This is a genomic window from Burkholderia sp. AU17457 (assembly GCF_002223255.1).
GTDB classification, from domain to species: Bacteria; Pseudomonadota; Gammaproteobacteria; order Burkholderiales; family Burkholderiaceae; genus Burkholderia; species Burkholderia sola.
Genome location: NZ_NKFB01000003.1, coordinates 1,401,337 through 1,427,953, shown reverse-complemented (window position 1 = coordinate 1,427,953; position 26,617 = coordinate 1,401,337). Strand labels below are relative to the sequence as shown.

Below are 26,617 nucleotides of genomic sequence, written 5' to 3'. Positions count from 1 at the left end.
ACATGACTGTCGCTCCCGTCACGCTGGCGGCGCTGATCGCCGCCACGCTGATCATCGCGCTGCTGCCGCTCGTCCTTTACCGCATCCTGCGCAAGCCGCTTGCGCTCAATCGCCGCGATACGATCGTCGGCGTGGCCGTCTTCACGCTGTTTGCGATGATTCTCGAGCGCGCGTTTCACGGGCTCGTGCTGAGCCGCACGCCCGAGGACGGCTGGCTGACGCAACCGCTCGCGTTCGTCGCGTACGGCGCGCTCGCGACCGCCGTATTCGAGGAAGTCGGCCGCTATCTCGGGATGCGTTTTCTGAACCGCCGCTACGGCGCATCGACCGGCGACGCTCGCGGGATCGGCTACGGGATCGGCCACGGTGGCGCCGAAGCGTGGTTCGTCGGCGTGCTCGTGTGGGGCCAGTGGTCGTATCTCGCGTGGCTCGCGAGCCGCGGCCAGCTCGAGACGCAGCTGGCCGACCTGCCGGTCGACACCGTGGTGCGGCTGCACATGATGCTCGCGACGCTGTCGGCCCAGTCGATCCTGCTGTTGCTGCTCGAACGCTGCGCGGCGTTCGCGGTGCAACTGGCGCTGTCGGTGCTGGTGTGGCGCGGCGTGGGGGCCGGCCGAATCGCCGTATTGCCGCTCGCGATCGTACTGCATGCGCTCGCGTCGACGCCGACGCTGCTGTACCAGGTGCGCGTGCTGCCGGCCGCGTGGGTCGAGGCCGCGTATTTCGTGCTGGCCGCGGTCCTGGTGGCGGTGCTGGTGAAGACGTGCCGGCCGTCGCGTGCGGCGGCCTGACGGAGAGACGGAATGGACGACTATCTGATCGAATGCCAGAGCGCGGAATTCGACGCGCTCGCGCGCGTGATCTGCGATCTGTTTCCGGAGCAGACGCGCTTCGCCGAAAGCAGCGACGCGCTCGGGCGCTTCCTGTCCGTGCACTGGCTGGCGATGCGGTTCGGCGCGACGCCGAAGCGGATGACGCTCGACATCCGGATCGTGCCGGCCGCGCTCGCGCGCTACCTGGCGCTCAAGCCGATGCAGCGCGCGCGCAGCCATGCGGTGCTGCATGCGTATACGGAAGCGATGCTCGGGTCGCTCGAGGAACGGCACGCGGCCGGCGAGGCCGTCGAGCGCGATGCGGAACTCGAACTCGACGAAGATTTTGCGTGAGCGGCGGCGCCGGCACCGGGCCGGCGCGGTGCGTTACGCGTCGCGGTAGACCTGCGCGAAGCGCTGCGCCTGCACGACGCCGTAGTCGCCGGGCGCGTACTGCATCACCCAGTCGCCGGCCATGCCGCGCAGCGTGTCGCCGTTTTCCGAGCGGGCGATCGTAAACGGTTCGTCCATCCGGCGCGCGAGCACGACGGCCGGCCGGTTGCGGTAGGCGCCCGGCGCGCCGTGCGCGAGCGCCGGATCGGCGGGCAGGTATTTGGCGTCGAAGCGCGCGCGCGACACGACCCAGCGGTCGCCGGTCGAGCCGGTGATCAGCGCGTCGCCCGCGACGTAACGGTTCGGGCCTTCGAGGCTCATCAGTTCGCCGTCGGCGTCCGCGAAGGACACGGCGACGGTTTCGTCCTTGACGACATGACGGGCCTGCGGATCGGTACGCAGATCGAGTTGCTTGAGTTCGAGCATGGCGGGGAAGGGCGGGAAAGCGGGAAAAGCCGGGAGCTTATCCCGAATTCGGCGCGCCGTGTGACGCGCCGTCGCCGATCGCGGCGCGGCGCCGGCGGGGAGGCCGTCAGGGTTGCGCGGGCGCGCTCGCGGCCGGCGCGGCGCCCGCCTTGCCTTCCTTGCCCTTCGTCCTGCCCTTGCCGTGATGCTCGCCGCCGTGGTGCAGCCAGCTGCGGAAGGTGGTGTCGGCCAGCGCCTTCTGCTCCGCCGGGAAGCTCTCGTAGAGCGGCGCGAATGCGTCGGCAAGCTTCTTCGCGCCGTCGGCGTTCGCCTGCGACAGTTCCGCATACTGCTTGATGTCGTCGAGCGCGGACACGTCGTGCTTGGCCATCCGTTCGCTGTAGAGGCGGCCCATCGTTGCGCCGTTGTCGCGCATCGTGTCGGCGAACGCCTTCCATTGCGGCTCCTGCGCCGACGTGATCTTCAACTGGTCGTGCAGGTACTTGATGCGCTGCTCGATGCGCGCCTCGTGGCGTGCCGCACGCTGCTCGGCGCTCGGGCCCGACGCTGCGGCCGTCGTGGCCGGCGCCTGGGCCGGTGCTTGCGGCTGCGCCGGGGTTTGCGCGAATGCGCTGGCTGCAACGACGAGCGTAGCGAGGGTGAGCGAGATTTTCTTCATGGTTGGCTCTCCGGGGTGGTGTCTTGCGAGCGGGCGCGGCGGCCATCGCCGCCGGCGCGACTCTCGCGTCGCCCATTATTAGTAGCACGTTGCCTCCGGTGCGGCAGTGAATGCGACACTTGCTTACATCCGATACGAATCGAAATCGAAGTCTCGAATCCGCGCCATGCCGGTTGGGCGCGCCGGCGTTCGGCGCTATCATCGCGTCACTTTCCACTCCGCCGGCACATGTGTACCGGCCCAGCGTCATGCGTCCACCCCGTCTCGACCAACTCGACGATCTCGACCGGCAGCTCGTCGCGCTGCTGCAAGCCGATGCGCGCGCGAGCGTCGCGGATCTCGCGCGCCAGCTGGACGTGGCGCGCACGACGGTCGTCGCGCGCATCGCGCGGCTCGAACGCACCAATGTGATCGCCGGGTATAGCGTGCGGCTCGGGCAGGACGTGCTCGACGCCAGCATTTATGCATACGTCGGCATCATCCTCACGCCGAAGTTCGGCAAGGACGTATTGCGCAAGCTCGACCGGATGCCGGAAGTCCAGCTGCTGTGCGCGGTGAGCGGCGAGTACGACTACGTCGCATGGCTGCGCGCCGATTCGCCCGAACGGCTCAACGACCTGCTCGACCAGATCGGCACGCTCGAAGGCGTCGAGCGCACGACGACGTCGATCATCCTGTCGCGCAAGATCGATCGCGGGACGATCGGCGGCTGACTTATTGCCGCACGCGGCGCCGTGCATGACGGACGGCGCGAGCGCATGCGCCGCGCAGGTGCCGTTGTGTCACGGGCGCCTGGACTGGCATCGGCTACGTGACCGCACGCATTCGCATCGACCTTCGCTGATGGGCACAGGCGCTCGTCGCCATCCTTCCGCGTACTTCGCGCCTCTCTCGCGAATCTCCTTTCGTATTCCGCCGCGACCGGCGCGCCGCACCTGACGCATCGGCAGTTCGCGCGTCACGCTCCACGCCGTGCCCCGTCTTCGTCGTTGCAATGCGCAACCGCCCGGCAACGACCGGTTTGCCACAGCGCCTTGCACGATTTTTAGATGAATTGGTCATTTCGACGAAATGTATCGTCATAACGTCTAAACTACAGGTCGTTTCGCATCATTCTTCGTCTTGGAACTGATTTTGAGCGTCCCTACACTGTGTCCATGGCTCAACGCCGTCCACAACACCAACCCATCATCAGGAGATAAGCGCATGAAAATCGCCATCGTCGGCGCAGGTCTGATCGGCCACACCATTGCTCACATGCTGCGCGAAACGGGCGACTACGAAGTCGTCGCGTTCGACCGCGACGCGGATGCGCTCGCGAAGCTGTCGCGCGAAGGCATCGCGACGCAACGGGTCGATTCGGCCGACGCGAATGCGATTCGCGAAGCGGTGAAGGGCTTCGATGCGCTCGTCAACGCGCTGCCTTACTACCTCGCGGTCAACGTGGCCGCCGCCGCGAAGGCCGCGGGCGTTCATTACTTCGACCTGACCGAAGACGTGCGCGCCACCCACGCGATCCGCGAACTGGCCGACGGCTCCGACCGCGCGTTCATGCCGCAATGCGGCCTCGCGCCGGGCTTCATCGGCATCGCCGCGCACGAGCTCGTGAACGGCTTCAGCGAAGTGCGCGACGTGAAGATGCGCGTCGGCGCGCTGCCCGAATATCCGACCAACGCGCTGAAGTACAACCTCACGTGGAGCGTCGACGGCCTGATCAACGAATACTGCCAGCCGTGCGAAGCGATCCGCGACGGCCGCAAGCAGTGGGTGCAGCCGCTCGAAGGCCTCGAGCACTTCTCGCTCGACGGCACCGAATACGAAGCGTTCAACACGTCGGGCGGCCTCGGCACGCTGTGCGAGACGCTGTCGGGCAAGGTCGAGACGCTCGACTACAAGTCGGTGCGCTACCCGGGCCACCGCGAGCTCGTCCAGTTCCTGCTGGAAGACCTGCGCCTGTCGACCGATCGCGACACGCTGAAGTCGATCATGCGCCGCGCGGTGCCGTCGACGAAGCAGGACGTCGTGCTCGTGTTCGTCACGGTGACGGGCGTGAAGGACGGCCAACTGGTGCAGGACGTGTTCACGCGCAAGATCTTCGCGAAGGACGTGTGCGGGATGCACATGAGCGCGATCCAGATCACGACGGCCGGCGCGATGTGCGCGGTGCTCGATCTGTTCCGCGAAAAGAAGCTGCCGCAGAGCGGTTTCATCCCGCAGGAAAAGGTGTCGTTGAAGGCGTTCCTGTCGAACCGTTTCGGCAAGCTGTACGACGGCGGCACGATGGAGCGCGTGCACGCGGTTGCCTGACCGCGGTCACCGCACCATTCGCCCATCTGCGGCACGAGGGCCGTACGACGCCGGGAGCGCAGCAGCGCTTCCGGCGTTGTTTTTTGAAGAAGTGGGAAGGGCGCCGGGCGGCGCGCTCAGGCCGGCAGCGGCGGGACCATCGTCGCCGGTTGCGGCGGCGGCACGATGCGGTACAGCAGCGCGTCGATGTCCGCATCGGACGGCGCGGTGTTGTCGAACATCACGATGCCGTCGCATTCGCGGCCGGTCGGCACGAAGCGGCGCTGCCGGTATTCGTCCCAATGCGCGAGCTTGTATGCATCGTTCGGATTGGCGCGCGCGACGATCCGCTGATGCGCGACGTCTTCCGACGTGTGGACCCAGACGACCGTCAGCGTGACGTCGGGCGCGATGCCGAGCCATGCGCGATCGAGGATGCGCCGGTCGCGCACTTCGCGCGACAGCGGGCCGACCACGAGCGCGCCGATGCCGAGCGCGAGATTTTCACGGGCCGTGTCGAGCAGGCCCTGGTATTCGGGATCGCGAAGATGTTTCAGGTAGAGCGGGCTGTCGCGGTCGTTCGGATCGTCCGTGAGCGCGCCCATCGCGGCCGCGCTGTAGCGGCCGTACAGCGTGTCCTTGTCGAGCAGGCAGAACGCTTCGCCGGTCGCGCGCATCAGCGGCCCGATGAGCCGCTTCGCGAGCGTGGTCTTGCCGGTGCCGGCGTGACCGCAGAAGAACACGAGATGCGTCACGAATACCGGCTCCCCGCCTCCTGGCGCGACGTGTCGCTGCGCTTGTCGCCGCGCGAGAACACTTCCGCTTCCAGCCACATCGCGTTGATGATGCCGAAGCCGAGCGCCACGCCGATGCCGAGTATCCACGAGAAATACCACATAGGTCTGCCTCCTTGACGGTGGGGCCGCACGGCCGTTGTGCATTGCGCAACGCAGACCCGGCGGGCCTGTCGACGTGCCCCGACGCGCGTGCTGCGGCGCACGCAGCCCGATCATGACCAATATCGGCGTGCCGCGCAAGCCGGGCCGTCCGTGCAGCAAACCGGTAAACTGATGCGCAAACCGCAACATCGTGAACAACATGCTGATCAACTGCGCTGCTTACCAGGACGGCCGCAAGCTGGCCGATATCGACATCGATGCCATCAGCGATTACGTGTCGAAGCCCGAATGCTTCGTATGGGTCGCGCTGAAGGATCCCACGCCCGAGGAAATCGACCTGATGGGCGAGGAGTTCGGGTTGCACGAGCTGGCGCTCGAGGACGCCCGCAAGGGTCATCAGCGGCCGAAGATCGAGGAATACGGCGATTCGCTGTTCGCGGTGCTGCATACCGTCGAACTCGACGACGACGACGAATTCAAGGTCGGCGAACTGAACGTGTTCGTCGGCCCGAATTACGTGCTGTCGATCCGCAACCATACCGAGCACGACTTCCGCGACGTGCGCAAGCGCTGCGAGCGGGAGCCGCATCTGCTGCGGGAAGGTTCGGCGTTCGTGTTCTATGCGTTGATGGATCAGGTCGTCGACCGGTATTTCCCGATTCTCGAAACGCTCGGCGCCGAGCTCGAGGAACTCGAGGATCGCATCTTCGCGAAGGCGACGCCCGCGTCGTCGCGCGCGATCATCGAGGATCTCTATTCGCTGAAGCGCCGGCTCGTGCTGCTGTACCAGCACACGGCACCGCTGATGGAGCCGCTCGCGAAGCTCACCGGCGGGCGCGTGCCGCAGGTCTGCAGCGGGATGGCGGCCTACTTCCGCGATGTGTACGACCATCTGCAGCGGATCGTGAAGACGATCGAAGGGCGCCGCGAGATGGTCGTCACCGCGATCCAGGTCAACCTCGGGATGATATCGCTCGCGGAGAACGAGGTGACCAAGCGGCTCGGCTCGTTCGCCGCGCTGTTCGCGATACCGACGATGATTGCCGGCATCTACGGGATGAACTTCGCGAACATGCCCGAGCTGCACCTGAAATACGGGTTCTACGGCTGCATCGCGGTGATGGCCATCGCCGATCTCGCGCTGTGGTGGCGCTTCAAGCGGGCAGGGTGGCTGTAGCCCGATTTCACGCAGGACGCGGCGCGTGCTTGCCGACCACGACGCGCCACGGCCGCACGCGCCACGATTTCACGAGGCCGTTCTGCACGTACGGATCGGCGCGTGCGAACGATTCGGCCGCTTCCGGCGAATCGCCTTCGAACACGAGCACGGCCTGATCGGCCGGCTCCGCCAGCGCACCGGCGAGCACGAGTTCGCCGCGCTCGGTCGCGGCCTGCGCGAGCGCGAGGTGCTCCGCACGGAACGGCTCGCGCCGCGACAGGTAATCGTCGACGAGTTCGTAGATCAACTGGTAATGCATGGTCGCTCCAGGAGTCGGTTTCCGCCGCGGGACAGTGGGCGGCCGGGTCAGTATAGGGCACCGGGAAAGCCGTTGGCGACGGGGTTGGCCGGCGTGCGTGCGGGCATTGGCGGCTCGCTTTTTTGAACAACGCATCCGGGCGGGGATCTCGTTGGTTTCTGCAAAAAATGCAACTAACAGTCTAGCATCTCGTCATCATCCAATTGTCGAGCTTATCCGCCTTTACATAGGCGTCCCCTAAAGTTCGTCTACAGAAATGAGGGCCCTCCAAGCCTGTGCCGGGTCCGGATTTTGCAAGCCGGCGAGGGCGGCGAGCGGATGAAAAGCGACAGGCGGCCGGCGGCGGGCCATCTCCGTCGGGCGTCGCACGTGAGCGTTTCCATTGGGCCGAAATGCGACCTATGCTGAACGAATCCGGAGCGAACGTCGTTCGCCCGATTGACCCGATTCGCCCAGACGAGGTGCGCCATGCCGGTCTCAGCCACCCTGCAGGATTGCCTGCGCCAGAAGTCATCGCGGTACGAAGTCGTGTACCACCCCTATAGCCATACGAGCATGGAGACGGCCGCCGCCGCGCATATTCCCGGCGACCGTCTTGCGAAAACCGTGCTCCTCGAGGACGCCGAGGGCTACGTCGCCGCCGTATTGCCGACGACGCATGCCGTGCGTCTGTCGGATCTCTGGGTGAAGACGGGACGCCATCTCGTGCTCGCCCGCGAGGTCGAATTGCGCGAGCTGTTCAAGGATTGCGACATGGGCGCGCTGCCGCCGGTCTGCATGGCGTACGGGATGAAGACGTTCCTCGAGGAGCGCCTCGCGCAGCAGCCGGAAGTCTATTTCGAGGCCGGCGATCACGAGGCGCTGATTCACATGACGCAGGACGAATTCCTGATGCTGATGGAGACGGCCGAGCGCGCGCATTTCTCGCACAGGATGCAGGGGATGATGCTGTCCTGAGCGATGCCGGTGGTTCGTCGAGGAAGCATGCGCGCAGGCATTTTCCGCCGGGTTAGGTGAGGGGAGATGCCGGTGCGCGCAGGGGGCGGGCAATGGATTCATGCTGATGCAGCGGTGTCCTGCTTCGAAAAATAGATTGGTTATGCAAATCATTTAACGGAGCGCGGATGAGCGGCCGGATTTATCGGATTTGATTTGTAATCCTTGATATATAGGCGATGCGAGCGCCATCCGCGCATCGTGGGGCCGCCGTGGAATCGGCTAGAGCCTGTTCGCGCTGATGCAAGCCCTTCTTGGCATGCGTGGGCCGTGACCTCACACGGGATGCATGCGCGGCAGTGGGTCACTGGCTGCCGTCCCTCGCTGCCCCCAACGAAACGCATCCGGAAAATTCTTACGCGCGTGTCAATTCGGTGCGACGCACTAAAGTGGTGATTATTTGTGCGCGAATCACCGAATGAGTGCGACAACCATACAAATCAATTACTAAATCAATGGGAAATGGTTAATGAAGTTTACTAACTCGTTATTCGAGTAATGTCTCCAAACTTTGTATTCGGGCATCAAATAAAGTTTGACGCCCAAATTTTTTCCTTGCTATCTTCTGCACCCAAGACGAACGGCCCGGCTGACATCGGCGTGTAACGAAGGATCCAACCGTCATACGAGAAATGTGCCCGTGTCGACGTAGCTGACAATTGCCTGACCACGCTGGTGCGGGTGGACGCCGGATAGGGCGGCTATCCCGTTGCGGTTGAAACGATTCCTTGAAATTGAATAAATCGGGATCCGGATTCGATGCTTTCAATTCGGATTGCAGATTGAATTAAAAATGAAATTTCGCGTTGAGGCGGAGACGGAACCGACCGGGTTCCGGCGCCGGCCATCATCGCGAAACTGGGCGATTCGCTTGGGGGAAGGATAGTGGGCATGAAAGTCGAAGAGCATCTGGTTGCTTCGAACAGCGGACTGGCCACGCTGGGGCGTCCGCGGGAATTCGGCAAGAAGCAGCAGAATCCGGTGCGCCGTTTCGGCGGCATCGCAGTCGTCCTCCTGTTGCATGCAGTGCTGATCTACGCATTGCTCAATGGCCTCGCGACCAAAGTCGTGCAGGTGATCCAGCATCCGATCGAAACCCGCATCATCGAGCCGGTGAAGCCGCCGCCACCGCCGCCGATGCCGGTCGTCAAGCTTCCGCCGCCGAAGTTCGCGCCGCCGCCGCCGCCGTTCGTGCCTCCGCCCGAAGTGCCGGTGCAGGCGCCGCCGCAGGCGACCATCACGCACCAGTCGGCACCGGCGCCGTCCGCGCCGGCCGTGCAGGCGCCGGTCATCGCACCGCCCGCGCCTGCCAAGCCGGTCAGTCACGAAGTCGGGGTCGTCTGCCCGAATTCGGACACGATTCGCGCGTCGATGCAGTACCCGAAGGAAGCGCAGGAAAACAACATCACGGGTGACGTGACGATCGAGTTCGTCGTGGATGCGGAAGGGAACATCACGAACGAGCGCGTGGCCCAGTCGGCCGATCCGGTGCTCGATCGTGCGGCCTACAACACCGTGAAGCGGTTCAAATGCGTGGCGCAAGGCCAGGCAGTGCGGGTCCAGGTACCGTTCTCGTTCAACCTGAATTGATGCAGTGGGCGGTCCGGCGGGCGCCGGACCGGGGAAAACCGGCTCGAACCTTCATTGTAAGTTCAACGAAATAATTGGAGTGGGGTATGACCAAGCGTTCTCTGGCCGCGCTGGCGGCAAGCCTGTTGATGTCCGTCGCTGCAATCGACGGGCTCGTTGCACCGCAATTCGCTTACGCGCAAGCGAGCGGAGCCACGGCGGCATCCGACGCGTCGACACAGGCCGCGACGGCGACGCCGGCGCCGTCCGCCGCCGAGCCGGCCCCGCCGCCGGCGCCTGCCGCGACCGAAGCCGTCGAGAATCCGTACGGGCTCGGGGCGCTCTGGAAGAACGGCGACTTCGTCGCGCGGTTCGTGCTGATCCTGCTCGTGATCATGTCGATGGGCAGCTGGTACATCATGGTCACGAAGTTCGTCGAGCAGTTGCGGGCGAACCGCCGCGCGAAGCTTGCGGACGCGCAGCTCTGGAGCGCGCCGTCGCTGGCCGAGGGCGCGAAGCTGCTCGACGAGGCATCGCCGTTCCGCTTCATCGCCGAAACGGCGATCGAGGCGGGCGAGCATCACGACGAGGCGCTGCTCGAGGCAGTGGACCGCAACACGTGGATCGACGTGTCCGTCGAGCGCTCGATCACGAACGTGTCGAACCGCATGCAGGACGGCCTCGCGTTCCTGGCGACGGTCGGCTCGACCGCGCCGTTCGTCGGGCTGTTCGGCACGGTCTGGGGGATCTATCACGCGCTGACGGCGATCGGGATTGCCGGCCAGGCGTCGATCGACAAGGTCGCGGGCCCGGTCGGCGAGGCGCTCATCATGACGGCGATCGGCCTGGCGGTCGCCGTGCCTGCCGTACTCGGCTACAACTTCCTGGTCCGGCGCAACAAGTCGGTGATGGAGCGGGTCCGCAACTTCGGCGCGCAGCTGCATACCGTGCTGCTGGCCGGCAGCAAGCGTCCTGCTCGCGTGCCGTCGGCGGCCGCGTCGCTCGTGAACTGACCGGCTGACGGAGGCGCGCGATGGGCATGAACGTCGGGCAGGACGAAAGCGACGAGGTGATCGCGAACATCAACACGACGCCGCTCGTCGACGTGATGCTGGTGTTGCTGATCATCTTCCTGATCACGATTCCGGTCGTCACGCACACGATCCAGCTGCAGTTGCCGAAGGAGGTCGTGCAGCCGCTGCAGACCACGCCGAAGAGCGTCGAGATCGCGGTGAACCGCGACGGCGATTTCTTCTGGGGCGAGCAGCGGGTGGACGCATCGGCTTTGCTCGCGAAGCTGAAGGGTGTGTCGCAGCAGCAGCCGCAGCCGAGCGTGCACGTGCGGGGCGACCAGAACACGCGCTACGAGTTCATCGGCCGGGTCATCACGATGTGCGAGCGCGCGGGTATCGCGAAGGTGTCGTTCATTACGGAACCGCCGGCGCGTGGTGGTTAACGTTGCGTGGGGACGGCACACGCGCCGCTGTCGATCGACGGCGACGCAAGGGATCGGAGCAGGCATCGACAGGAGCAGACGATGGGAATGAACGTGCCTTCGGGCGGGGGCGGCAGCGAGCCGGACGTGATGGTCGACATCAACACCACGCCGCTGATCGACGTGATGCTGGTGCTGCTGATCATGCTGATCATCACGATCCCGATCCAGATGCATTCGGTGAAGATGGACCTGCCGGTGGGCAATCCGCCGCCGCCGGCCACGCAGCCGGAAGTCGTGCAGATCGACATCGACTTCGACGGCACGACGACGTGGAACGGCGCACCGGTGCCGGACCGCGCGGCACTCGAGGCGAAGCTGACGCAGGTCGCGCACGAGCCCGTGCAGGCGGAGATCCATCTGCGACCGAACAAGCTGGCGCCGTACAAGGACGTGGCGGCCGTACTGGCGTCCGCGCAGCGCGTGGGCGCGACGAAGATCGGCCTGATCGGAAACGAGCAGTTCATGCAATGATGGAACGGGCCAACCGATGAACCAGCGACGATGGAAACGGATGATGGCGCTGACGGCGCTCGGTGCGGCCTGCATGCTCGGCCGGCCGGCGTGGACGGCCGACGCGTTGCGGCCCGAGGTGGCGAAGCCGCTGGCGGCGGCGCAGGACCTGTATCGCGCGCACAAGTATCGCGACGCGCTCGGCAAGATCGCGCAGGCGGCCGCCGTGCCCAACCGCACGCCGTATGAGACCTACATGGTGGAAGCGACGCGCGGCGCGGCGGCGATGGCGGCCGGCGATACCGGCGTGGCCGCGCAGGCCTACGAAACCGTTCTGAACTCGGGACGCCTGTCGGGTGCGGACGAGCAGCGGACGACGGCGGCGCTCGCGGGAATCTACTTCCAGCAGAAGAACTATCCGCAGGCGATCCGCGTCGCGCAGCGCTACCTGAAGGCGGGCGGCACGGATCCGGAAATGCACACGCTGCTCACGCAGTCGTATTACTTGTCGAACGATTGCAGCCAGGTCGTGAGCCAGTTGAAGGCGGGCGCGGATGCACAGGTGAAGGCCGGCCACGCGCCGGACGAAGGGCAGTTGCAGATGCTGGCGACCTGTGCGCAAAAGAGCAAGGATTCCGGTGCGTATCGCAGCGCGCTCGGCATGTTGGTGGCTTATCATCCGAGCCCCGCGTACTGGGAGGAAATGGTTTCGGCCATTCGCGGCAGCCCCGGTTATCTGTCGTCGCTCGACCTCGACATCTATCGGCTGCGCAGGGCGACGGGCTCGCTGACGACGGCCGACGCCTATATGGAGATGACGCAGCTCGCGCTGGTGGCGGGCACGCCGGCCGAGGGCCGGCAGGTGATCGATCAGGGCTTCGCGTCCGGCGTGTTGGGCAAGGACGCGCAGGCGGACCGCGAGAAACGGCTGCAGGCGCTGGCCGCGAGGCGCGCGCAGTCGGGCGCGGACGCTGCCGACCCGGTGGCGCCGATCGACGCCGGCATGAATCTGGTGTTCGCGGGCCACGCGGCGCAGGGGCTGTCGATGATGGAGCAGGCGATCGCGAAGGGCGGGCTCGAGCATCCCGATGCGGCGCGGCTGCGGCTCGGCGAGGCGTACTACGTGGCGGGCCAGAAGGCGCATGCGGTCCAGGTGCTGCATACGGTGAAGGGTACCGACGGATCGGCGGATCTGGCGAAGCTCTGGACGGTCGTCGCGTCGCGGTAAGGCGACGCTGGGGACGCGGGGGCCAAACGCGGGATGGGCGCCGTACCGCATACACGTGCCATTGCGCCACCTGAAGGAAGGGAAGTCTGACTGGACGACGAAAAGGGGAAGCCTTGTTAATTAGTAAGCCGAATGAAATGAGCGCGAATCGCGAGACCGCGAAGCGGGAATCCCGTTTCGCGCGGCGTGCGACGTGCGCGCGGCGGCAAAGGGCAGCGGAGCCTCGCGCCGCGGCGGCAGCCTCATGGCGCCGGGCAAGGCCCGCCGACATCAAACCGATTTCGATTGAGAGGGTCCGTTCTTCCATGGTCTTGCCTCCCGATGAATCGGTGCTCGTCGCGGTTTCGCTCGGCAACAAGATCCGCGCGCTTCGGCAGCGGCTGAAACTCACGCTCGACGAAGCGGCCACGACGGCAGGGATATCGAAGCCGTTCCTGTCGCAGGTCGAGCGCGGGCGCGCGACGCCGTCGATCACGTCGCTGGTCCGGATTGCGAAGGCGCTCGGTGTGACGGTGCAGTACTTCATCGACACGCCGACCGAGGCGCGCTCGGTGTGCCGCGGCGATGCACTGCGGTATTTCCAGTTCACGAACTCGGCGAATTCCTTTGCCCGGCTGACGAATCTCGTGGACGGCCGCAAGCTCGACGCGATTCTCGTCAGAATACCGGCGGGGCAGTCGCCGTCGGAAGTGACGACGCATGCAGGAGAGGAGTTCCTCTATGTGATGCGTGGAAGGGTCGCGCTCACGCTGGAGGATTGCACGTTCGTGTTGAGCACGGGCGACACCGCGCACTACGAGTCGACGATGCCGCATGCGTGGCACAACACGGCCGACGAAGAGGCGGTGATCGTCTGGGTTGGTACGCCGCGGCTGTTCTAGCCGAGGCGGCAGGCGCCGTACGCCGCGATGCAGGAGAAGTCACCGATCGATGGAAGGCCGCACGCAATACGGCGGGCGAACATTTTCGCTGCCGACAGGGCGGGCCCGTCGTCCATCGAATCGGAAGTAGCAGGAAGTGCGCTCATTCCATGTAGTAAGTAAGACGAATCAAATTATAGAGACGGTGATGCTGAGTGGCACGGGTGCCCCGAGGCCGATCCGTTCGAGTCGTGGCAGTCGGAAGCGTGGCTATCGCGGGTTCCGTTACACGGGCGCCCAGGGCGAGCAAGGAGTGCAGCAGGTGGGGTCTTACTACGAGCGAGAGGGAACAAGATGAAGCAGAGAGTTTTGGCGTTGGCCATCAAGCGGATAGTCTGGGCGGAGCTGGCGCTGACGGCCGCGCTGGTGCCGCCCGCGTTCGCCCAGAGCCAGCCGGCGCCGGGAGCCGCATCGATCGCGGACGCAGTCGCGAACGGCGCACCGATGACCGTTGCACAGGCGGACGGTGCGGCGGGTGCTGTCGCTGCCACGGGGGCTGCGGGATCCGGAGCGGCACCCGTGGCGACGCCTGGCGCGAATGGGCAGGGCAAGGTCGCGCAGATCAAGCGGTTCGAAGTGACGGGTTCGCTGATCCGGCAGGCCGACAAGGTCGGCTTCAACCAGGTTCAGACCGTCACGAGCAAGGACATCGAGAACAGCGGCCAGACCAGCGTCGCCGACTACCTGCGCAGCACCTCGGCGAATTCGGCAAGCAGCTGGAGCGAAGGCTCGACGAACAGCTTCGCACCGGGCGGCGCAGGTATCGCGCTGCGCGGCCTCAGCGAGAAATACACGCTGGTGCTGATCGACGGCATGCGGGTGTCGCCGTATGCGTTCGCGGTGAACGGCAGCGATCAGTTCTTCGACCTGAACACGCTGCCGCTCAACATCATCGACCGTATCGAAATTGTCAAGACCGGCGCGGTGTCTCAGTATGGTTCCGACGCAATCGCGGGCGTGGTGAACATCATCACGAAGAAAAACTTTCAGGGTCTTGAATTGGGTGGCAGCTACGGTGGCGCGACGAACGGTGAAGGTGGCCAGGGCACGACGAAGTTCAGCGTCCTCGGCGGCTTCGGTGACCTGAACGCGGACCGCTTCAACGTGACGGCGGCGCTCAGCTACTACAAGTCGAACGGCATTTCGATCGCCGATCGCGACACGACGCAGAACCAGAACTTCTCCAATTTCCCGGGCGGCCTGTCGAACCAGAGCGTCTCCTACTGGCGCAATCCGACCACCGGCGCGAAGGTGCCGCTGAGCCCGTGTCCGAACGGAGGCCAGGCCGTGCCGGGCACCTCCGTCGCGCAGGTCAACGGGCCCGGCACGGTCTGCGCAAACAACACCGCGTACGCATCGTCGCTGTCGCCGTGGACTGAACGTCTGAGCGCGAAGGTGCACGCCGACTTCAAGATCAACGACGCGATGCAGGCGTTCGCCGATCTGTGGGAAAGCAACAATACGACGGTCACGAACAACTTCGTCGGCCGCCTCGGTAACAGCACGCAGACCTATGATCCGGCGACGGGCGGTCTCAACCCGATTTCGAACCTTGTACCGGGCAGCAACCCGTATAACCCGTTTGGCGTGCCGGCGAAGCTGGTCTACGCGTTCCCGGCCGCGCAGGCCGTGCATACGAGCTCCAACTTCTGGCGTGCCGCGACAGGCGTGAAAGGCTCGTTCAGCACGCCGCGCGTGGGGGATTGGGATTGGACGGCGTCCTACACGCATTCGCAGGACACGGTGTCGAACAACTATTCGAACCTGATCAACGCGGCCGCACTGGAGAATATCGTCCAGAACGGCGTATTCAATTTCGCCAATCCATCGTCGACACCGAACGGGTTGAACGGGCTGTACGGAAGCACGTCGACACAGGCCATCACGAAGCTCGACGCTGTCGACGCGACGCTGTCGACGCCGAACCTGTTCACGTTGCCCACGGGTAACGTCGGCCTGGGTCTCGGTACGCAATTCACGCACCAGAGCCAGTACATCGGTACGGGCGCGGACTACGCGAATGGCACGCTCATCCAGCCGTCGCTGCAATCGGTCAACGGGGAGCGCAACGTCGCGGCGGTCTACTACCAGATCGACATTCCTATCCTGAAGAACCTGACGTTCAGCCAGTCGGGGCGTTATGACCACTACAGCGACTTCGGTGGCGCGTTCTCGCCGCGCTTCGCGTTGCGCTTCCAGCCGATCCGCGAGCTGACGATGTACGGTTCCTACAACCGTGGCTTCCGCGCACCGACGCTGATCGAAAACACCTCGTCGCGGACCTACGGCGCGCAAGGCGCGGTCGATGCGAACGATCCTAACAACCCGAACGCATACAACCTCGTTGAGGAAGTGCAGACCGGTAACAGCAAGCTGCAGCCGGAGCGGACCAAGAACTACAACATCGGCTTCCAGCTGTCGCCCACCCGCAATACCGATTTCGGCTTCGACTGGTACAAGATCCACATCGACAACGTGATTGGCACGGAAGACATCCAGACGGTGGTCGACCAGAATGATCCGTCGAAGGTGATCCGTAACCCGAACGGCTCGATCGCGTACGTGCTGCTGCCGTACATGAACCTGTCGTCGCTCGATACGGACGGCTTCGAGACCACCTTCCGCCAATCAGTGTCGACCAAGATCGGCACTTTCACGCTGTCGGGCGACTGGGCCTACGTGTGGCACTTCAAGATGCCGGTGGGCGGCGAGACGACCGACTTCGCGGGCAACAACGGTTCGCTGAACGAGCCGTTCGGCGGCAGTTTCCCGCGCTGGAAGGGCAACACGAGTCTGAACTGGAACTACCACAACCAATGGAACGCAACGTTGACGTGGATGTTCACGGGGCCGTACAGCCAGGCCATCCTGTCGCCGGGCCAATATCCGAACATGCAGGACAGCGTGGCTTCGTACAGCCAGTTCAACCTGATGGTCAGCTACACCGGCTTCAAGCACTGGACGATCTACGCGGGCATCGACAACATCTTCAATCGTGCGCCGCCGTTCGACCCGGTTTATATGAACGCGAGTTACCAGACGGGCTACGACACGTCGCTGTACACGTATGTCGGTCGATTCGCACAGGTTGGCGCGACCTACAAGTTCTGATGGCGATTGCGATGCACTGATGGGCTTTAGACCGGCCGCTCCACGTCCACCTCCCCATTTTTTGGAGCGGCCCTTTTTCGCCTGGCGCCACGACGGCCTGCAACCGGGACGTGCGGCGATGCAGTTTGCAGGATCGTTTTCAGCACGAACAACCAGTGGGGTGCAGGTGGCACGCGGCATCCTGCACAGGCATCTACCGCGCGCAGGCATCGCGCCCGCACGCTTTCGGACAGACGGACCATGAAACTGTTGAAATGGCGATGGGCAGGCGTGCCGCGCGCGGCGCTGTTCGCATGCGCCGTGCTGCTCGTGTCGGGCAGCGCCATGCCACGTGCGGCGCTCGCGGTGTCGGCGATCGCGCAATACGACCAACCCAAATACCCGGCCAATTTTACGCATTTCGATTATGCCGATCCCGACGCGCCGGACACCGGCACGCTCAACTTCGAAAACTACGATCAGGCACAGAGCTACGACTCCCTCAACCCGTTTCTGACCCGCGGCTCGCCCGCACCGGACATCAAGAACCTGATGTTCGACACGCTGATGCAGCGCAGCTGGGACGAACTCGCGTCCGAATACGCGTTGATCGCCGACGACGTCGAGGTGGCGCCCGACGGGCTGTCGGCCACATTCCACATCAACGCGGCCGCGCGCTTCTCGAACGGCGACCCGATCACCGCGGCCGACGTCAAGTATTCGTTCGATACGCTGACGAGCCCGCAGGCGTCGCCGCTGTACAACGCGCAGTTCTCGATCATCCGGCGCGCGGTGGTCGTCGACGGTCACACGATCCGCTTCGAGTTCAAGCACGCGGAGCGTGACGCCGCGCTGATCGCGGGCGACCTGCCGGTGTTCTCGCCGAAATGGGGGCAGCGCGCGGACGGTACGCGGCCGCCGTTCGACCAGATCGCGAACGTGCCGCCGATCGCGAGCGGTGCATACCTGATCGAGCAGCGCAGGAACGACAAGCAGATCGCCTATGTGCGCAATCCGCACTACTGGGCGGCGAACTTGCCGTCGCGGCGCGGGATGTTCCGTTTCGCACGCGTGTCGTTCAAGCTGTATCTCGACCAGTACACGGCACTCGAGGCGTTCAAGGCCGGCGATGTCGACGCGCGGATGGAGTACAGCTCGACGCAGTGGGCGCGCAAGTACGTCGGCAAGAATTTCGGCAACGGCACGCTGAAGAGGGGGGAATTCCCGGACGGCCCCGCGCAGATGCAGGGTTTCCTGATGAACCTGCGCAAGCCGATGTTCCAGGACGTGCGCGTGCGGCATGCGCTCGCGCTGGCATTCGACTTCGACTGGATGAGCCGGATGATGTTCTACGGACAGTACCGCCGCACCAACAGCTTCTGGGACGCGAGCCCGTTCGCCGCGTCCGGCATGCCGAGCGCGAAGGAGCTCGCGCTGCTCGAACCGTACCGCTCGACGCTGCCGCCGGAGGTGTTCGGCCCGATGGTCAAGCAGCCGTCGACGCTGCCGCCGGGCTCGCTGCGCGCGAACCTCAGGCAAGCGCGCGACCTGCTCGCGCAGGCCGGCTGGCATTACCGCGACGGCGCGCTGCGCGACGCGAGCGGCACGCCGATGACGATCGAGATCATCGACGACCAGCCCGGCATGGATCGCCTGATCCTGCCCTACACGCAGGCGCTCGCGACGCTCGGCATCCACGCGTACCTGCACGAGATCGACAGCGCGCTCTACCAGAAGCGGCTCGACAATTTCGAGTACGACATGACGACGTATATCTACTCGCCCGTGACGATCCCGGGCGCGGAGCTGACGCGCCGTTTCGGCAGCGCGGCCGCCTCGCAGACTGGTTCGGAAAACTATCCGGGCGTGAAGTCGAACGCCGTCGACGCGCTGATCCGCGCGGCGCTCGCGGCCAACACGCTCGACGATCTCGAGACGGCCACGCACGCGCTCGACCGCGTGCTGATCAACCTGTACGTGCTGGTCCCGCAGTACTACATGCCGAACGCGCGGATCGCGTACAAGACGACGCTCGGCCATCCGCCGGTCGTGCCGGCTTCCTATCAGTACGAGGACTGGATCATCGACTACTGGTACGTGAAGCGGCCGGCGGCCCAACCCGCTCCGGCGGCCTGACGGAGAACGACCATGCTGGCATACATACTCAAGCGACTGCTGCTGATGATTCCCACGCTGATCGGGGTGGTGACGATCACGTTCGCGGTCACGCAGTTCGTGCCGGGCGGCCCGGTCGAGCAGGTGCTCGCGCAATTGCGCCACGGCAGCGCGCGCGGCGGGGAGGCGGGCGGAGGCGGGGGCGGCTACCACGGCAGCCAGGGCGTCGATCCGCAGCAGATCGAGCAGATCCGCAAGCAGTTCGGCTTCGACAAGCCGCCGCTCGAGCGCTACGCGCTGATGCTGAAAAGCTATGCGACGTTCGACCTCGGGCAGTCCTATTTCGCGCACCGCAGCGTATGGGCCGTGATCCGCTCGAAGCTGCCGGTGTCGATCACGCTCGGCTTGTGGACGGTGTTCCTCACGTACCTCGTGTCGGTGCCGCTCGGCATCGCGAAGGCCGTGCGCAACGGCTCGCGCTTCGACACGGTGACGAGCGTGCTCGTGCTCGGCGGCTACGCGATTCCGGGCTTCGTGCTTGGCGTGCTGCTGCTGATGCTGTTTGGCGGCGGCACGTTCTGGCAGGTGTTTCCGATGCGCGGCTTGACCTCGGACGACTTCGACGAGCTGACGCTGATCGGCAAGGCCCTCGACTATCTGTGGCATATCGCGTTGCCGGTGACGGCCTCGGTGGTCGGCAATTTCGCGATCGTCACGATCCTCACGAAGAACACGTTCCTCGACGAAATCGGCCGGCAATACGTGCTGACCGCACGCGCGAAGGGCGCGCCGGAGCGCGACGTGCTGTGGAAGCACGTACTGCGCAATGCCGCGATCCCGCTGCTCACCGGGCTGCCGGCCGCGTTCGTCGGTGCCTTCCTGAACGGCAACCTGCTGATCGAGACGCTGTTCTCGCTCGACGGCATGGGGCAGCTTTCGTACGACTCGGTGATTCGCCGCGACTATCCGGTGGTGCTCGGCTCGCTGTTCCTGTTCACGCTCATCGGCCTCCTGACCAAACTCATTGCTGACGTCTGCTATGTCCTCGTCGACCCCCGCATCCAGTTCAACCGCCTGGATCACTGATCCGGCCGCCGTCGCATGCGCGACGTCCCCGTCGCCGTGGCGACGCACGTGGCTGCGGTTTCGCACGCAGCGGCTCGGCTACTGGAGCCTCGTGATCTTTGCCACGCTGTTCGCGCTCAGTCTGCTGGCCGAAGTATTGTCGAACGATCGGCCGCTGGTGGTGCGCTACGACGGGCACTTCTATTTCCCGATCGTGAAGAACTATCCGGAAACGCAGTTCGGCGGCGATTTCCCGGCGAAGACCAACTATCTCGATCCGTACATCCGCGCGAAGATCGAATCGCACGGCAACTTCGCGATCTACCCGCCGAACCGCTACCGCTACGACACGATCGACTATTTCGCGTCGCGGCCGTATCCGGCGCCGCCGTCCGCGAGCAACTGGCTCGGCACCGACCAGTTCGGCCGCGACGTGCTGGCGCGGCTGCTGTACGGATTTCGGCTGTCGGTGCTGATGGCGTTCGCGCTGACGGTGTCGGGTGTCGCGCTCGGCGTGCTGACGGGCGCGCTGCAGGGCTTCTACGGCGGACGCACCGATCTCGTCGGGCAGCGCCTGATCGAGATCTGGAGCGCGCTGCCCGACCTGTACCTGCTGATCATTTTCGCGTCGATCTTCGAGCCGTCGCTGTGGCTGCTGTTCGTCCTGCTGTCGATGTTCGGCTGGCTCGTGCTGTCCGACTACGTGCGCGCGGAGTTCCTGCGCAACCGCGCGCTGGACTACGTGAAGGCCGCGCGCACGATGGGGCTGTCGAACTGGCAGATCATGTGGCGGCACGTGCTGCCGAACAGCCTGACGCCGGTGATCACGTTCCTGCCGTTCCGGATGAGCGCGGCGATCCTGTCGCTGACGAGCCTCGACTTCCTCGGCCTCGGCGTGCAGCCGCCGACGCCGAGCCTCGGCGAGCTGCTGCAGGAAGGCAAGAACTACCTCGACGCTTGGTGGATCTCGATCTCCGCGTTCTCGGCGCTGGTCGTCACGCTGCTGCTGCTCACGTTCATGGGCGACGCGTTGCGCAATGCGCTCGACACGCGCGCGCGCGGCTCGGCCTTCGGCGGGGAGCAGCGATGACGGCCCCTTTGCTGGACATTCGACGGTTCTCCGCGCACTTCGGCGCGAAAGCCGCCGTGCAGGACCTGAGCCTCGCGGTCGGGCGCGGCGAGCGCGTGGCGCTCGTCGGCGAGTCGGGCTCGGGCAAGAGCGTGACGGCCCTGTCGATCCTGCGGCTCGCGCAGCAGGCGACGCTGTCGGGACAGGTGCTGTTCGACGGCGAGGATCTGCTCGCGAAGACCGAGCAGCAGATGCGCGGCATCCGCGGCGCCGATATCGCGATGGTGTTCCAGGAGCCGATGACGGCGCTCAATCCGCTCTATACGATCGGCAAGCAGATCGCCGAGAGCCTGCGGCTGCACGAGGGGCTGCGGCCGGGCGCCGCGCGCGAGCGCGGCATCGCGCTGCTGCGGCGCACCGGGATTCCGGAGCCGGAGCGGCGCATCGACAGTTTTCCGCATCAGTTGTCGGGCGGCCAGCGGCAACGCGCGATGATCGCGATGGCGCTCGCGTGCCGGCCGCGGCTGTTGCTCGCGGACGAACCGACGACGGCGCTCGACGTGACGGTGCGCCAGCAGATCGTCGACCTGCTGATCGAGCTTCAGGAGCAGGAGGCCGCCGCGCGCGGGATGGCCGTGCTGCTGATCACGCACGACCTGAACCTCGTGCGGCGCTTCGCGCAGCGCGTGGCCGTGATGGAGCAGGGTGTGCTCGTGGAGACGAACACGACCGGCGCGCTGTTCGCCGCGCCGCAACACGCGTACACACGCCGGCTGCTCGACAGCGCGCCGCAACGCGCGGTCGAACCGGTCGCGGCCGGCGCGCGGACGATCCTCGACGTCCAGCAACTCGCCGTCGATTACCGCATCGCGGCGAAGGGCTGGCGCGCGGTGTTCGGCAAGACGGCGTTCCGGGCCGTGCACGACGTGCAGCTGAGCCTGCGGCGCGGCGAGACGCTCGGCATCGTCGGCGAATCGGGATCGGGGAAATCGACGCTGGCGGCGGCCGTGCTCGGCCTGCAGCGGCCGGCGTTGGGTGGCATCGAGATCGACGGCATGCCGCTGGCATCGCTGCGCACGACCCGCGGCCGGCGCGCGCTGTACGGCCGCATGCAGGTCGTGTTCCAGGATCCGTTCGGCTCGCTGTCGCCGCGCATGACGGTCGAGCAGATCGTCGGCGAAGGTCTCGCCGTGCACCGGCCGACGGTGGCCGGCGCCGCGCGGCGTGCGCGGATCGCGGCCCTGCTGCAGGAGGTCGGCCTGCCGGCCGACGCGATGCTGCGCTATCCACACGAATTTTCCGGCGGCCAGCGCCAGCGCATCGCGATCGCGCGCGCACTGGCGGTCGAGCCGGAACTGCTGGTGCTGGACGAACCGACGAGCGCGCTCGACGTGTCTATCCAGAAGCAGGTGCTGAATCTGCTGACGAACCTGCAAAAGAAGTACGAACTGAGCTACCTGTTCATCACGCACGATCTGGCGGTGATGCGCGCGATGGCCCATCGGGTCATCGTGATGAAGGCGGGGCGCGTGGTCGAGGAGGGCGAAACGCTCGACGTATTGCACGCGCCGTCCCACCCGTATACGCAGGCGCTGCTCGCATCGTCGATGCTCGCGCCGGAACCGGGTCCGCTGCAGCGGGAAGGGGGCGCGGATGATTGACGTGAACCGGGCGCGGCGCGCCCGTGCCGTTCGCTGACGCGTCGCGATGCCGTCGTTCTTCATCGACCGCCCGGTGTTTGCGTGGATCGTCGCGCTCGCGATCGTCGTCGCGGGCGTGCTTGCCATTCCGCAATTGCCGATCGCGCAGTATCCGCGCCTTGCGCCGCCGCGCGTCGTGATCACCGCGACCTATCCGGGCGCGTCGACCGAGACGGTCGACGGCAACGTCGGCAGCATCATCGAGGAAAGCCTCGACGGCGCCGACGGGCTGCAGTACTACGAGACGAGCAGCGACGGTCACGGCAATCTCGAGATCGACGTGACGTTCGCGCCCGGCACTAATCCGGACATCGCGCTCGTCGACGTCAACAACCGGCTGAAGCAGGTCGAGCCGCGGCTGCCGCAGCAAGTCGTGCAGCAGGGCATCGGCGTGTTCAAGGCCGCCAACACGTTCCTGATGCTCGTCACGCTGACGTCGACCGACGGCACGCGCGATTCCGCGCAACTCGGCGACTATCTGAACCGTTACGTGCTGCGCGAACTGAAACGTGCGCCGGGAGTCGGTGCGGCCCAGCTATGGGACGCCGACGAGGCGCTGCGAGTCTGGCTCGATCCGAACAAGTTGCGCGAATACGACCTGGGCGCCGACGACGTGATCGCGGCGATCGGCGTGCAGAACGCGACGGTGACGGCCGGCGCGATCGGCGATGCGCCGTTCGTGCACGGCCAGCAGCTCACCGCGACGATCGTCGTCAAGGGGCAGTTGACGTCGCCGGAGGAGTTCGGCCGGATCGTGCTGAAGTCGAAGCAGGACGGTTCGGTGGTGCGCGTCGCCGACGTCGCCCGCGTCGACATCGGCCGCGACGACTATTCGTTCTATTCCCGGCTGAATGGCCGTCCGGCGGCCACCGTCGGTATCCAGCTCGGCCCGCGCGGCAACGCGCTCGAGACGTCGAACGCGATTCGCGCGCGGCTTGCCGAGCTGTCGAAGACGCTGCCGCCGGGCGTCGCGATAGAGATTCCGTTCGACGGCGCGCATTTCGTTACGATCGCCATCCGGGAAGTCGTGCTGACGCTCGCCGAAGCCGTCGTGCTGGTGTTCTGCGTGATGTGGCTGTTCCTGCGCGAGCTGCGCTACACGCTCGTGCCGACCGTGGTGATTCCCGTCACGCTGATGGGCGCGTTCGTCGCGATGTGGGCGTTCGGGCTGTCGATCAACGTGTTCACGATGTTCGGCCTTGTGCTGGCGATCGGCATCCTCGTCGACGATGCGATCGTCGTGGTCGAGAGCGTGCATCGCGTGATGGAGGAGGGCGTGTCGCCGCGCGATGCGACGCGCCGCGCGATGAAGCGGATCGGCGGGGCGATCGTCGGCGTGACGGCGGTGCTGACCGCCGTGTTCGTGCCGATGGCGTTCTTCCCGGGCAGCGTCGGCGGCATCTACCGGCAGTTCGCGGTGTCGATGATCGCGTCGATGCTCGTGTCGTCGTTCATGGCGCTGTCGCTCACGCCGGCGCTGTGCGCGAATCTGCTGAAACCGGTCGGCCGTCGCGAAGGCGGGGGTGGCCGCGTGCCGCGACGCGGCATCGGCGCGCGCGTGGCCGACCGCTTCGGCGTCGCGTTCGCGCGCGCGGAGGCCGGTTATCGGCGCATGACCGTGTCGGCGGTACGCCGCACGGGCGCGGTCGCGGGCATCTACGTCGCGCTCGTGGCCGCTTGCGGGCTGCTGTCCTGGATGATGCCGGGCGGTTTTCTGCCGACCGAGGACCAGGGACAACTGCAGGTGATGATCCAGTTGCCGGCTGGCGCCACGCAGGCGCGCACGGTCGCGGTCGTCCAGCGCGTCGAGGCGATCCTGCGAGCGGAGCCGGCCGTCGCGAACGTGACGAGCGTGATCGGCTGGAGCTTCGCGGGCAGCGGGCAGAACGTCGGGATGGCGTTCGTCGAGCTGAAGGACTGGGCGCAGCGCGACGCCGATGCGATGACGTTGCGCGATCGTCTCAACCGGCGTTTCGACGCGATTCTCGACGGCGACGTACAAGCGACGCTGCCGCCGTCGGTGCCCGGCATCGGTCACGCGGACGGCTTCACGTTCCGTCTCGAGGATCGTGGCGGGGTCGGGCTCGACGCGCTGAAAGCCGCTCGCGAGCAATTGGCCGCGCGTGCGAAGACGGACCCGGCGCTCGCTTCCGTGCATGTCGAGGACCTGCCGGATGCGCCGCGCATCGAACTCGACGTCGATCGCGCGAAGGCATATGCACTTGGCGTGCCGTTCGAGCGCGTCGCTGGGCTGCTCGGTGGCACGTTCGGCTCGAACTACATCAACGATTTTCCGGCGTCGGGCCGGATGCGCCGCGTGATCATCGAGGCCGATCCGGCCGCGCGCGCGACCGACGCGCAGTTGATGGCGCTGACGGTGCCGAACCGGACGGGGGACATGGTGCCGCTGTCGGCCATTGCCGCGCCGCACTGGACGGTCGGGCCCGTGATGCTGAATCGCTACGACGGCTACCCGTCGCTCGACGTCAGCGGGCGGGCGGCGGCCCACACCAGTTCGGGCGCGGCAATGGCGGAGATGGAGCGGCTGGCCGCCATGCTGCCGGCCGGGATCGGTTACGACTGGGTCGACGCGGCGCGCGAGGAGCGGATCGCCGAGCGGCAGACGCCGCTGCTGGTGGGGTTGTCGGTGCTCGCGGTATTCATGGCGCTGGCCGCGCTGTATGAAAGCTGGACGATTCCGCTGTCGGTGCTGACGATCGTGCCGCTCGGCATCGTGGGCGCGTTGGCGGCGGCGCTCGCGCGCGGGATGCCGAACGACGTGTACTTCAAGGTCGGGATGATTACGGTGATCGGATTGTCGGCGAAGAATGCGATTCTGATTGTGCAGTTCGCGCGCGAACTCGTCGCGCGCGGTGTGCCGCTGCGGCCGGCGGTGGTGGAGGCGGCGGCCGCGCGGTTTCGGCCGATCGTGATGACGTCGATGGCGTTTCTGCTCGGCGTCGTGCCGTTGGTGCTGGCGACCGGCGCGGGCGCGGAAAGCCGGCGTTCGATCGGGACCGGCGCGTTCGGGGGCGTGCTGGCGGCGACGATGTTCGGGCTCGTGTTCGCGCCGGTGGCGTTTCGGGTAGTCGTGTCCCTAGGTCGGCGCGGGCGACGTGCGGCGGTGACGAAGCGCGTGGAAGCGGCTGGGAATCTGGAGGTCGATTGATGGTCGAGACGGGGTGTTGCGGAGGGATCAAGGGACGACGATGTGTGAATAACACACGAAAGCCGTCAATTCGGCGGTGCGCGACGCCACGCACGTGCTCGAAGGGCGGTTCTATCAGGAATCCTATCGGCTATTCGAGGAGCACCACACGGGCACGACCGGGGAATCCCGTTCTTGACGGGTATCCGTCCCGGCTAAACAAAACAGTTCGGACCGGCGAGCGCCTGCCGTGTGCTCCATTGCGGCGCATTCTCGATCGGTTGAAAAAAGCAGCAGAACAAGCAAGAAAGGCAACGGTGGCGGTTGATGAACCATATCTATTTTCATTCGGCACCAACCGAGTGCATTTAATGCACCTAAACAAAGTTATGTACTATCAAATATTTTTTGACGCGTCGATTCTGTCCTGCTATGTTCGCGTCCAACGTAAAACTTTGGTAGTGAACGGTAACGAAGATTCCGTGCATTAAGACTTTCAAAGTGAAGACGTAAAGCAGCCCTTCAACGGGCGACTGCCTTACCGCGCAGCGCATGCGCCGTAGTTGATGAAGCCGATGGCGACAATGTGCCAGGTGCAGCTTGTAGTGCGGCTGGCATGCAGCCGTCCGATGCATGGATGGATCGATCCATGTAATTAGAGGTACTTATTTATAGGTGTGTCGCTTCTTGTACTTAAGCTTAATTTCCTTGGAAAAAGAATAAATAAATTTGAAAGAAATAAGCAAGCGAATGGAATGGTTGTGAGCACCAGATGACGGATCAGGAACGCGGGGCAACGCTATTTAAAGGCCGGCGA

Annotated in this window: 23 protein-coding genes; 18 read left to right on the top strand and 5 right to left on the bottom strand. The window is 65.4% G+C overall.

Going from position 1 to position 26,617, the window contains the following annotated elements; genetic code table 11:
• The first annotated feature begins 2 nt into the window (after positions 1-2).
• The gene (locus CFB49_RS09225) at positions 3-791 is read left to right on the top strand and encodes a YhfC family intramembrane metalloprotease (protein WP_089491191.1); all 789 of its coding nucleotides are present in this window, start codon (positions 3-5) and stop codon (positions 789-791) included.
• Positions 792-803: 12 nt separating this feature from the next.
• Positions 804-1,166: a DUF3022 domain-containing protein gene (locus CFB49_RS09220; protein ID WP_089491190.1), complete on the top strand. Its 363-nt coding sequence runs from the start codon at positions 804-806 to the stop codon at positions 1,164-1,166.
• 33 nt (positions 1,167-1,199) lie between these two features.
• On the opposite strand, the gene CFB49_RS09215 is transcribed toward CFB49_RS09220, so the two are convergent.
• Both CFB49_RS09215 and CFB49_RS09210 read right to left on the bottom strand, forming a co-directional pair.
• Positions 1,200-1,631: a PGDYG domain-containing protein gene (locus tag CFB49_RS09215; protein WP_069620783.1), complete on the bottom strand. Its 432-nt coding sequence runs from the start codon at positions 1,629-1,631 to the stop codon at positions 1,200-1,202.
• Between the two features lie 106 nt (positions 1,632-1,737).
• On the bottom strand, positions 1,738-2,289 hold the full coding sequence (locus tag CFB49_RS09210; protein ID WP_069620782.1) for a Spy/CpxP family protein refolding chaperone: 552 nt from the start codon (positions 2,287-2,289) through the stop codon (positions 1,738-1,740).
• 248 nt (positions 2,290-2,537) lie between these two features.
• On the opposite strand from CFB49_RS09210, the gene CFB49_RS09205 reads away from it, so the two are divergent.
• A complete protein-coding gene (locus CFB49_RS09205; RefSeq protein ID WP_006481526.1) occupies positions 2,538-3,002 on the top strand; it encodes an Lrp/AsnC family transcriptional regulator in 465 nt (154 codons plus the stop codon).
• Between the two features lie 493 nt (positions 3,003-3,495).
• Complete coding sequence (locus CFB49_RS09200) at positions 3,496-4,596, top strand: saccharopine dehydrogenase family protein (protein WP_006481527.1); 1,101 nt, start codon at positions 3,496-3,498, stop codon at positions 4,594-4,596.
• A 116-nt stretch (positions 4,597-4,712) separates the two neighbouring features.
• Here CFB49_RS09200 and CFB49_RS09195 read toward each other — a convergent pair whose 3' ends face one another.
• Positions 4,713-5,330 (bottom strand): AAA family ATPase, encoded by a 618-nt coding sequence (locus CFB49_RS09195; RefSeq protein ID WP_069620780.1) that lies wholly within the window; start codon positions 5,328-5,330, stop codon positions 4,713-4,715.
• Positions 5,327-5,473: a cytochrome bd-I oxidase subunit CydX gene (gene cydX, locus CFB49_RS09190; protein ID WP_063772904.1), complete on the bottom strand. Its 147-nt coding sequence runs from the start codon at positions 5,471-5,473 to the stop codon at positions 5,327-5,329. The genes CFB49_RS09195 and cydX overlap by 4 nt, the downstream gene beginning before the upstream one ends.
• Before the next feature lie 200 nt (positions 5,474-5,673).
• Between cydX and corA the strand changes: the two genes are divergently transcribed.
• Complete coding sequence (gene corA, locus CFB49_RS09185; RefSeq protein WP_069620850.1) at positions 5,674-6,651, top strand: magnesium/cobalt transporter CorA; 978 nt, start codon at positions 5,674-5,676, stop codon at positions 6,649-6,651.
• Positions 6,652-6,658: 7 nt separating this feature from the next.
• Here the strand turns inward: corA and CFB49_RS09180 are convergent, their stop codons facing one another.
• Positions 6,659-6,952, bottom strand: coding sequence for a YciI-like protein (locus CFB49_RS09180; RefSeq protein WP_069620779.1), 294 nt, complete (start codon positions 6,950-6,952; stop codon positions 6,659-6,661).
• 468 nt (positions 6,953-7,420) lie between these two features.
• Here CFB49_RS09180 and CFB49_RS09175 point away from each other — a divergent pair, with 468 nt between their 5' ends.
• From CFB49_RS09175 to CFB49_RS09115, 13 genes are all read left to right on the top strand, one after another.
• Positions 7,421-7,909 carry an aminoacyl-tRNA deacylase gene (locus CFB49_RS09175; RefSeq protein WP_027784485.1) on the top strand — a complete coding sequence of 163 codons (489 nt, stop codon included), beginning with the start codon at positions 7,421-7,423 and terminating at the stop codon, positions 7,907-7,909.
• 930 nt (positions 7,910-8,839) lie between these two features.
• Positions 8,840-9,538: an energy transducer TonB gene (locus CFB49_RS09170; protein ID WP_069620778.1), complete on the top strand. Its 699-nt coding sequence runs from the start codon at positions 8,840-8,842 to the stop codon at positions 9,536-9,538.
• An 86-nt stretch (positions 9,539-9,624) separates the two neighbouring features.
• Positions 9,625-10,530 (top strand): MotA/TolQ/ExbB proton channel family protein, encoded by a 906-nt coding sequence (locus CFB49_RS09165; RefSeq protein WP_069620777.1) that lies wholly within the window; start codon positions 9,625-9,627, stop codon positions 10,528-10,530.
• 20 nt (positions 10,531-10,550) lie between these two features.
• A complete protein-coding gene (locus CFB49_RS09160) occupies positions 10,551-10,973 on the top strand; it encodes an ExbD/TolR family protein (RefSeq protein WP_069620776.1) in 423 nt (140 codons plus the stop codon).
• Between the two features lie 81 nt (positions 10,974-11,054).
• On the top strand, positions 11,055-11,486 hold the full coding sequence (locus CFB49_RS09155; protein ID WP_069620775.1) for an ExbD/TolR family protein: 432 nt from the start codon (positions 11,055-11,057) through the stop codon (positions 11,484-11,486).
• Positions 11,487-11,502: 16 nt separating this feature from the next.
• The gene (locus CFB49_RS09150; protein ID WP_069620774.1) at positions 11,503-12,693 is read left to right on the top strand and encodes a tetratricopeptide repeat protein; all 1,191 of its coding nucleotides are present in this window, start codon (positions 11,503-11,505) and stop codon (positions 12,691-12,693) included.
• Positions 12,694-12,998: 305 nt separating this feature from the next.
• On the top strand, positions 12,999-13,574 hold the full coding sequence (locus tag CFB49_RS09145; RefSeq protein WP_089491189.1) for a helix-turn-helix domain-containing protein: 576 nt from the start codon (positions 12,999-13,001) through the stop codon (positions 13,572-13,574).
• Between the two features lie 333 nt (positions 13,575-13,907).
• Complete coding sequence (locus CFB49_RS09140) at positions 13,908-16,724, top strand: TonB-dependent receptor (protein WP_089491188.1); 2,817 nt, start codon at positions 13,908-13,910, stop codon at positions 16,722-16,724.
• Between the two features lie 240 nt (positions 16,725-16,964).
• Entirely contained in the window at positions 16,965-18,839 is a 1,875-nt protein-coding gene (locus CFB49_RS09135) for an extracellular solute-binding protein (protein ID WP_069620771.1), read from the top strand.
• A 12-nt stretch (positions 18,840-18,851) separates the two neighbouring features.
• Positions 18,852-19,904, top strand: a complete 1,053-nt coding sequence (locus CFB49_RS09130; RefSeq protein WP_069620770.1) for a microcin C ABC transporter permease YejB — start codon at positions 18,852-18,854, stop codon at positions 19,902-19,904.
• Positions 19,858-20,973, top strand: a complete 1,116-nt coding sequence (locus CFB49_RS09125) for an ABC transporter permease (protein ID WP_069620769.1) — start codon at positions 19,858-19,860, stop codon at positions 20,971-20,973. The genes CFB49_RS09130 and CFB49_RS09125 overlap by 47 nt, the downstream gene beginning before the upstream one ends.
• Positions 20,970-22,613, top strand: a complete 1,644-nt coding sequence (locus tag CFB49_RS09120) for an ABC transporter ATP-binding protein (RefSeq protein ID WP_089491187.1) — start codon at positions 20,970-20,972, stop codon at positions 22,611-22,613. Before CFB49_RS09125 ends, CFB49_RS09120 begins: the two co-directional genes overlap by 4 nt.
• Before the next feature lie 46 nt (positions 22,614-22,659).
• Positions 22,660-25,821 (top strand): multidrug efflux RND transporter permease subunit, encoded by a 3,162-nt coding sequence (locus CFB49_RS09115; protein WP_089491186.1) that lies wholly within the window; start codon positions 22,660-22,662, stop codon positions 25,819-25,821.
• Positions 25,822-26,617: the final 796 nt, after the last annotated feature.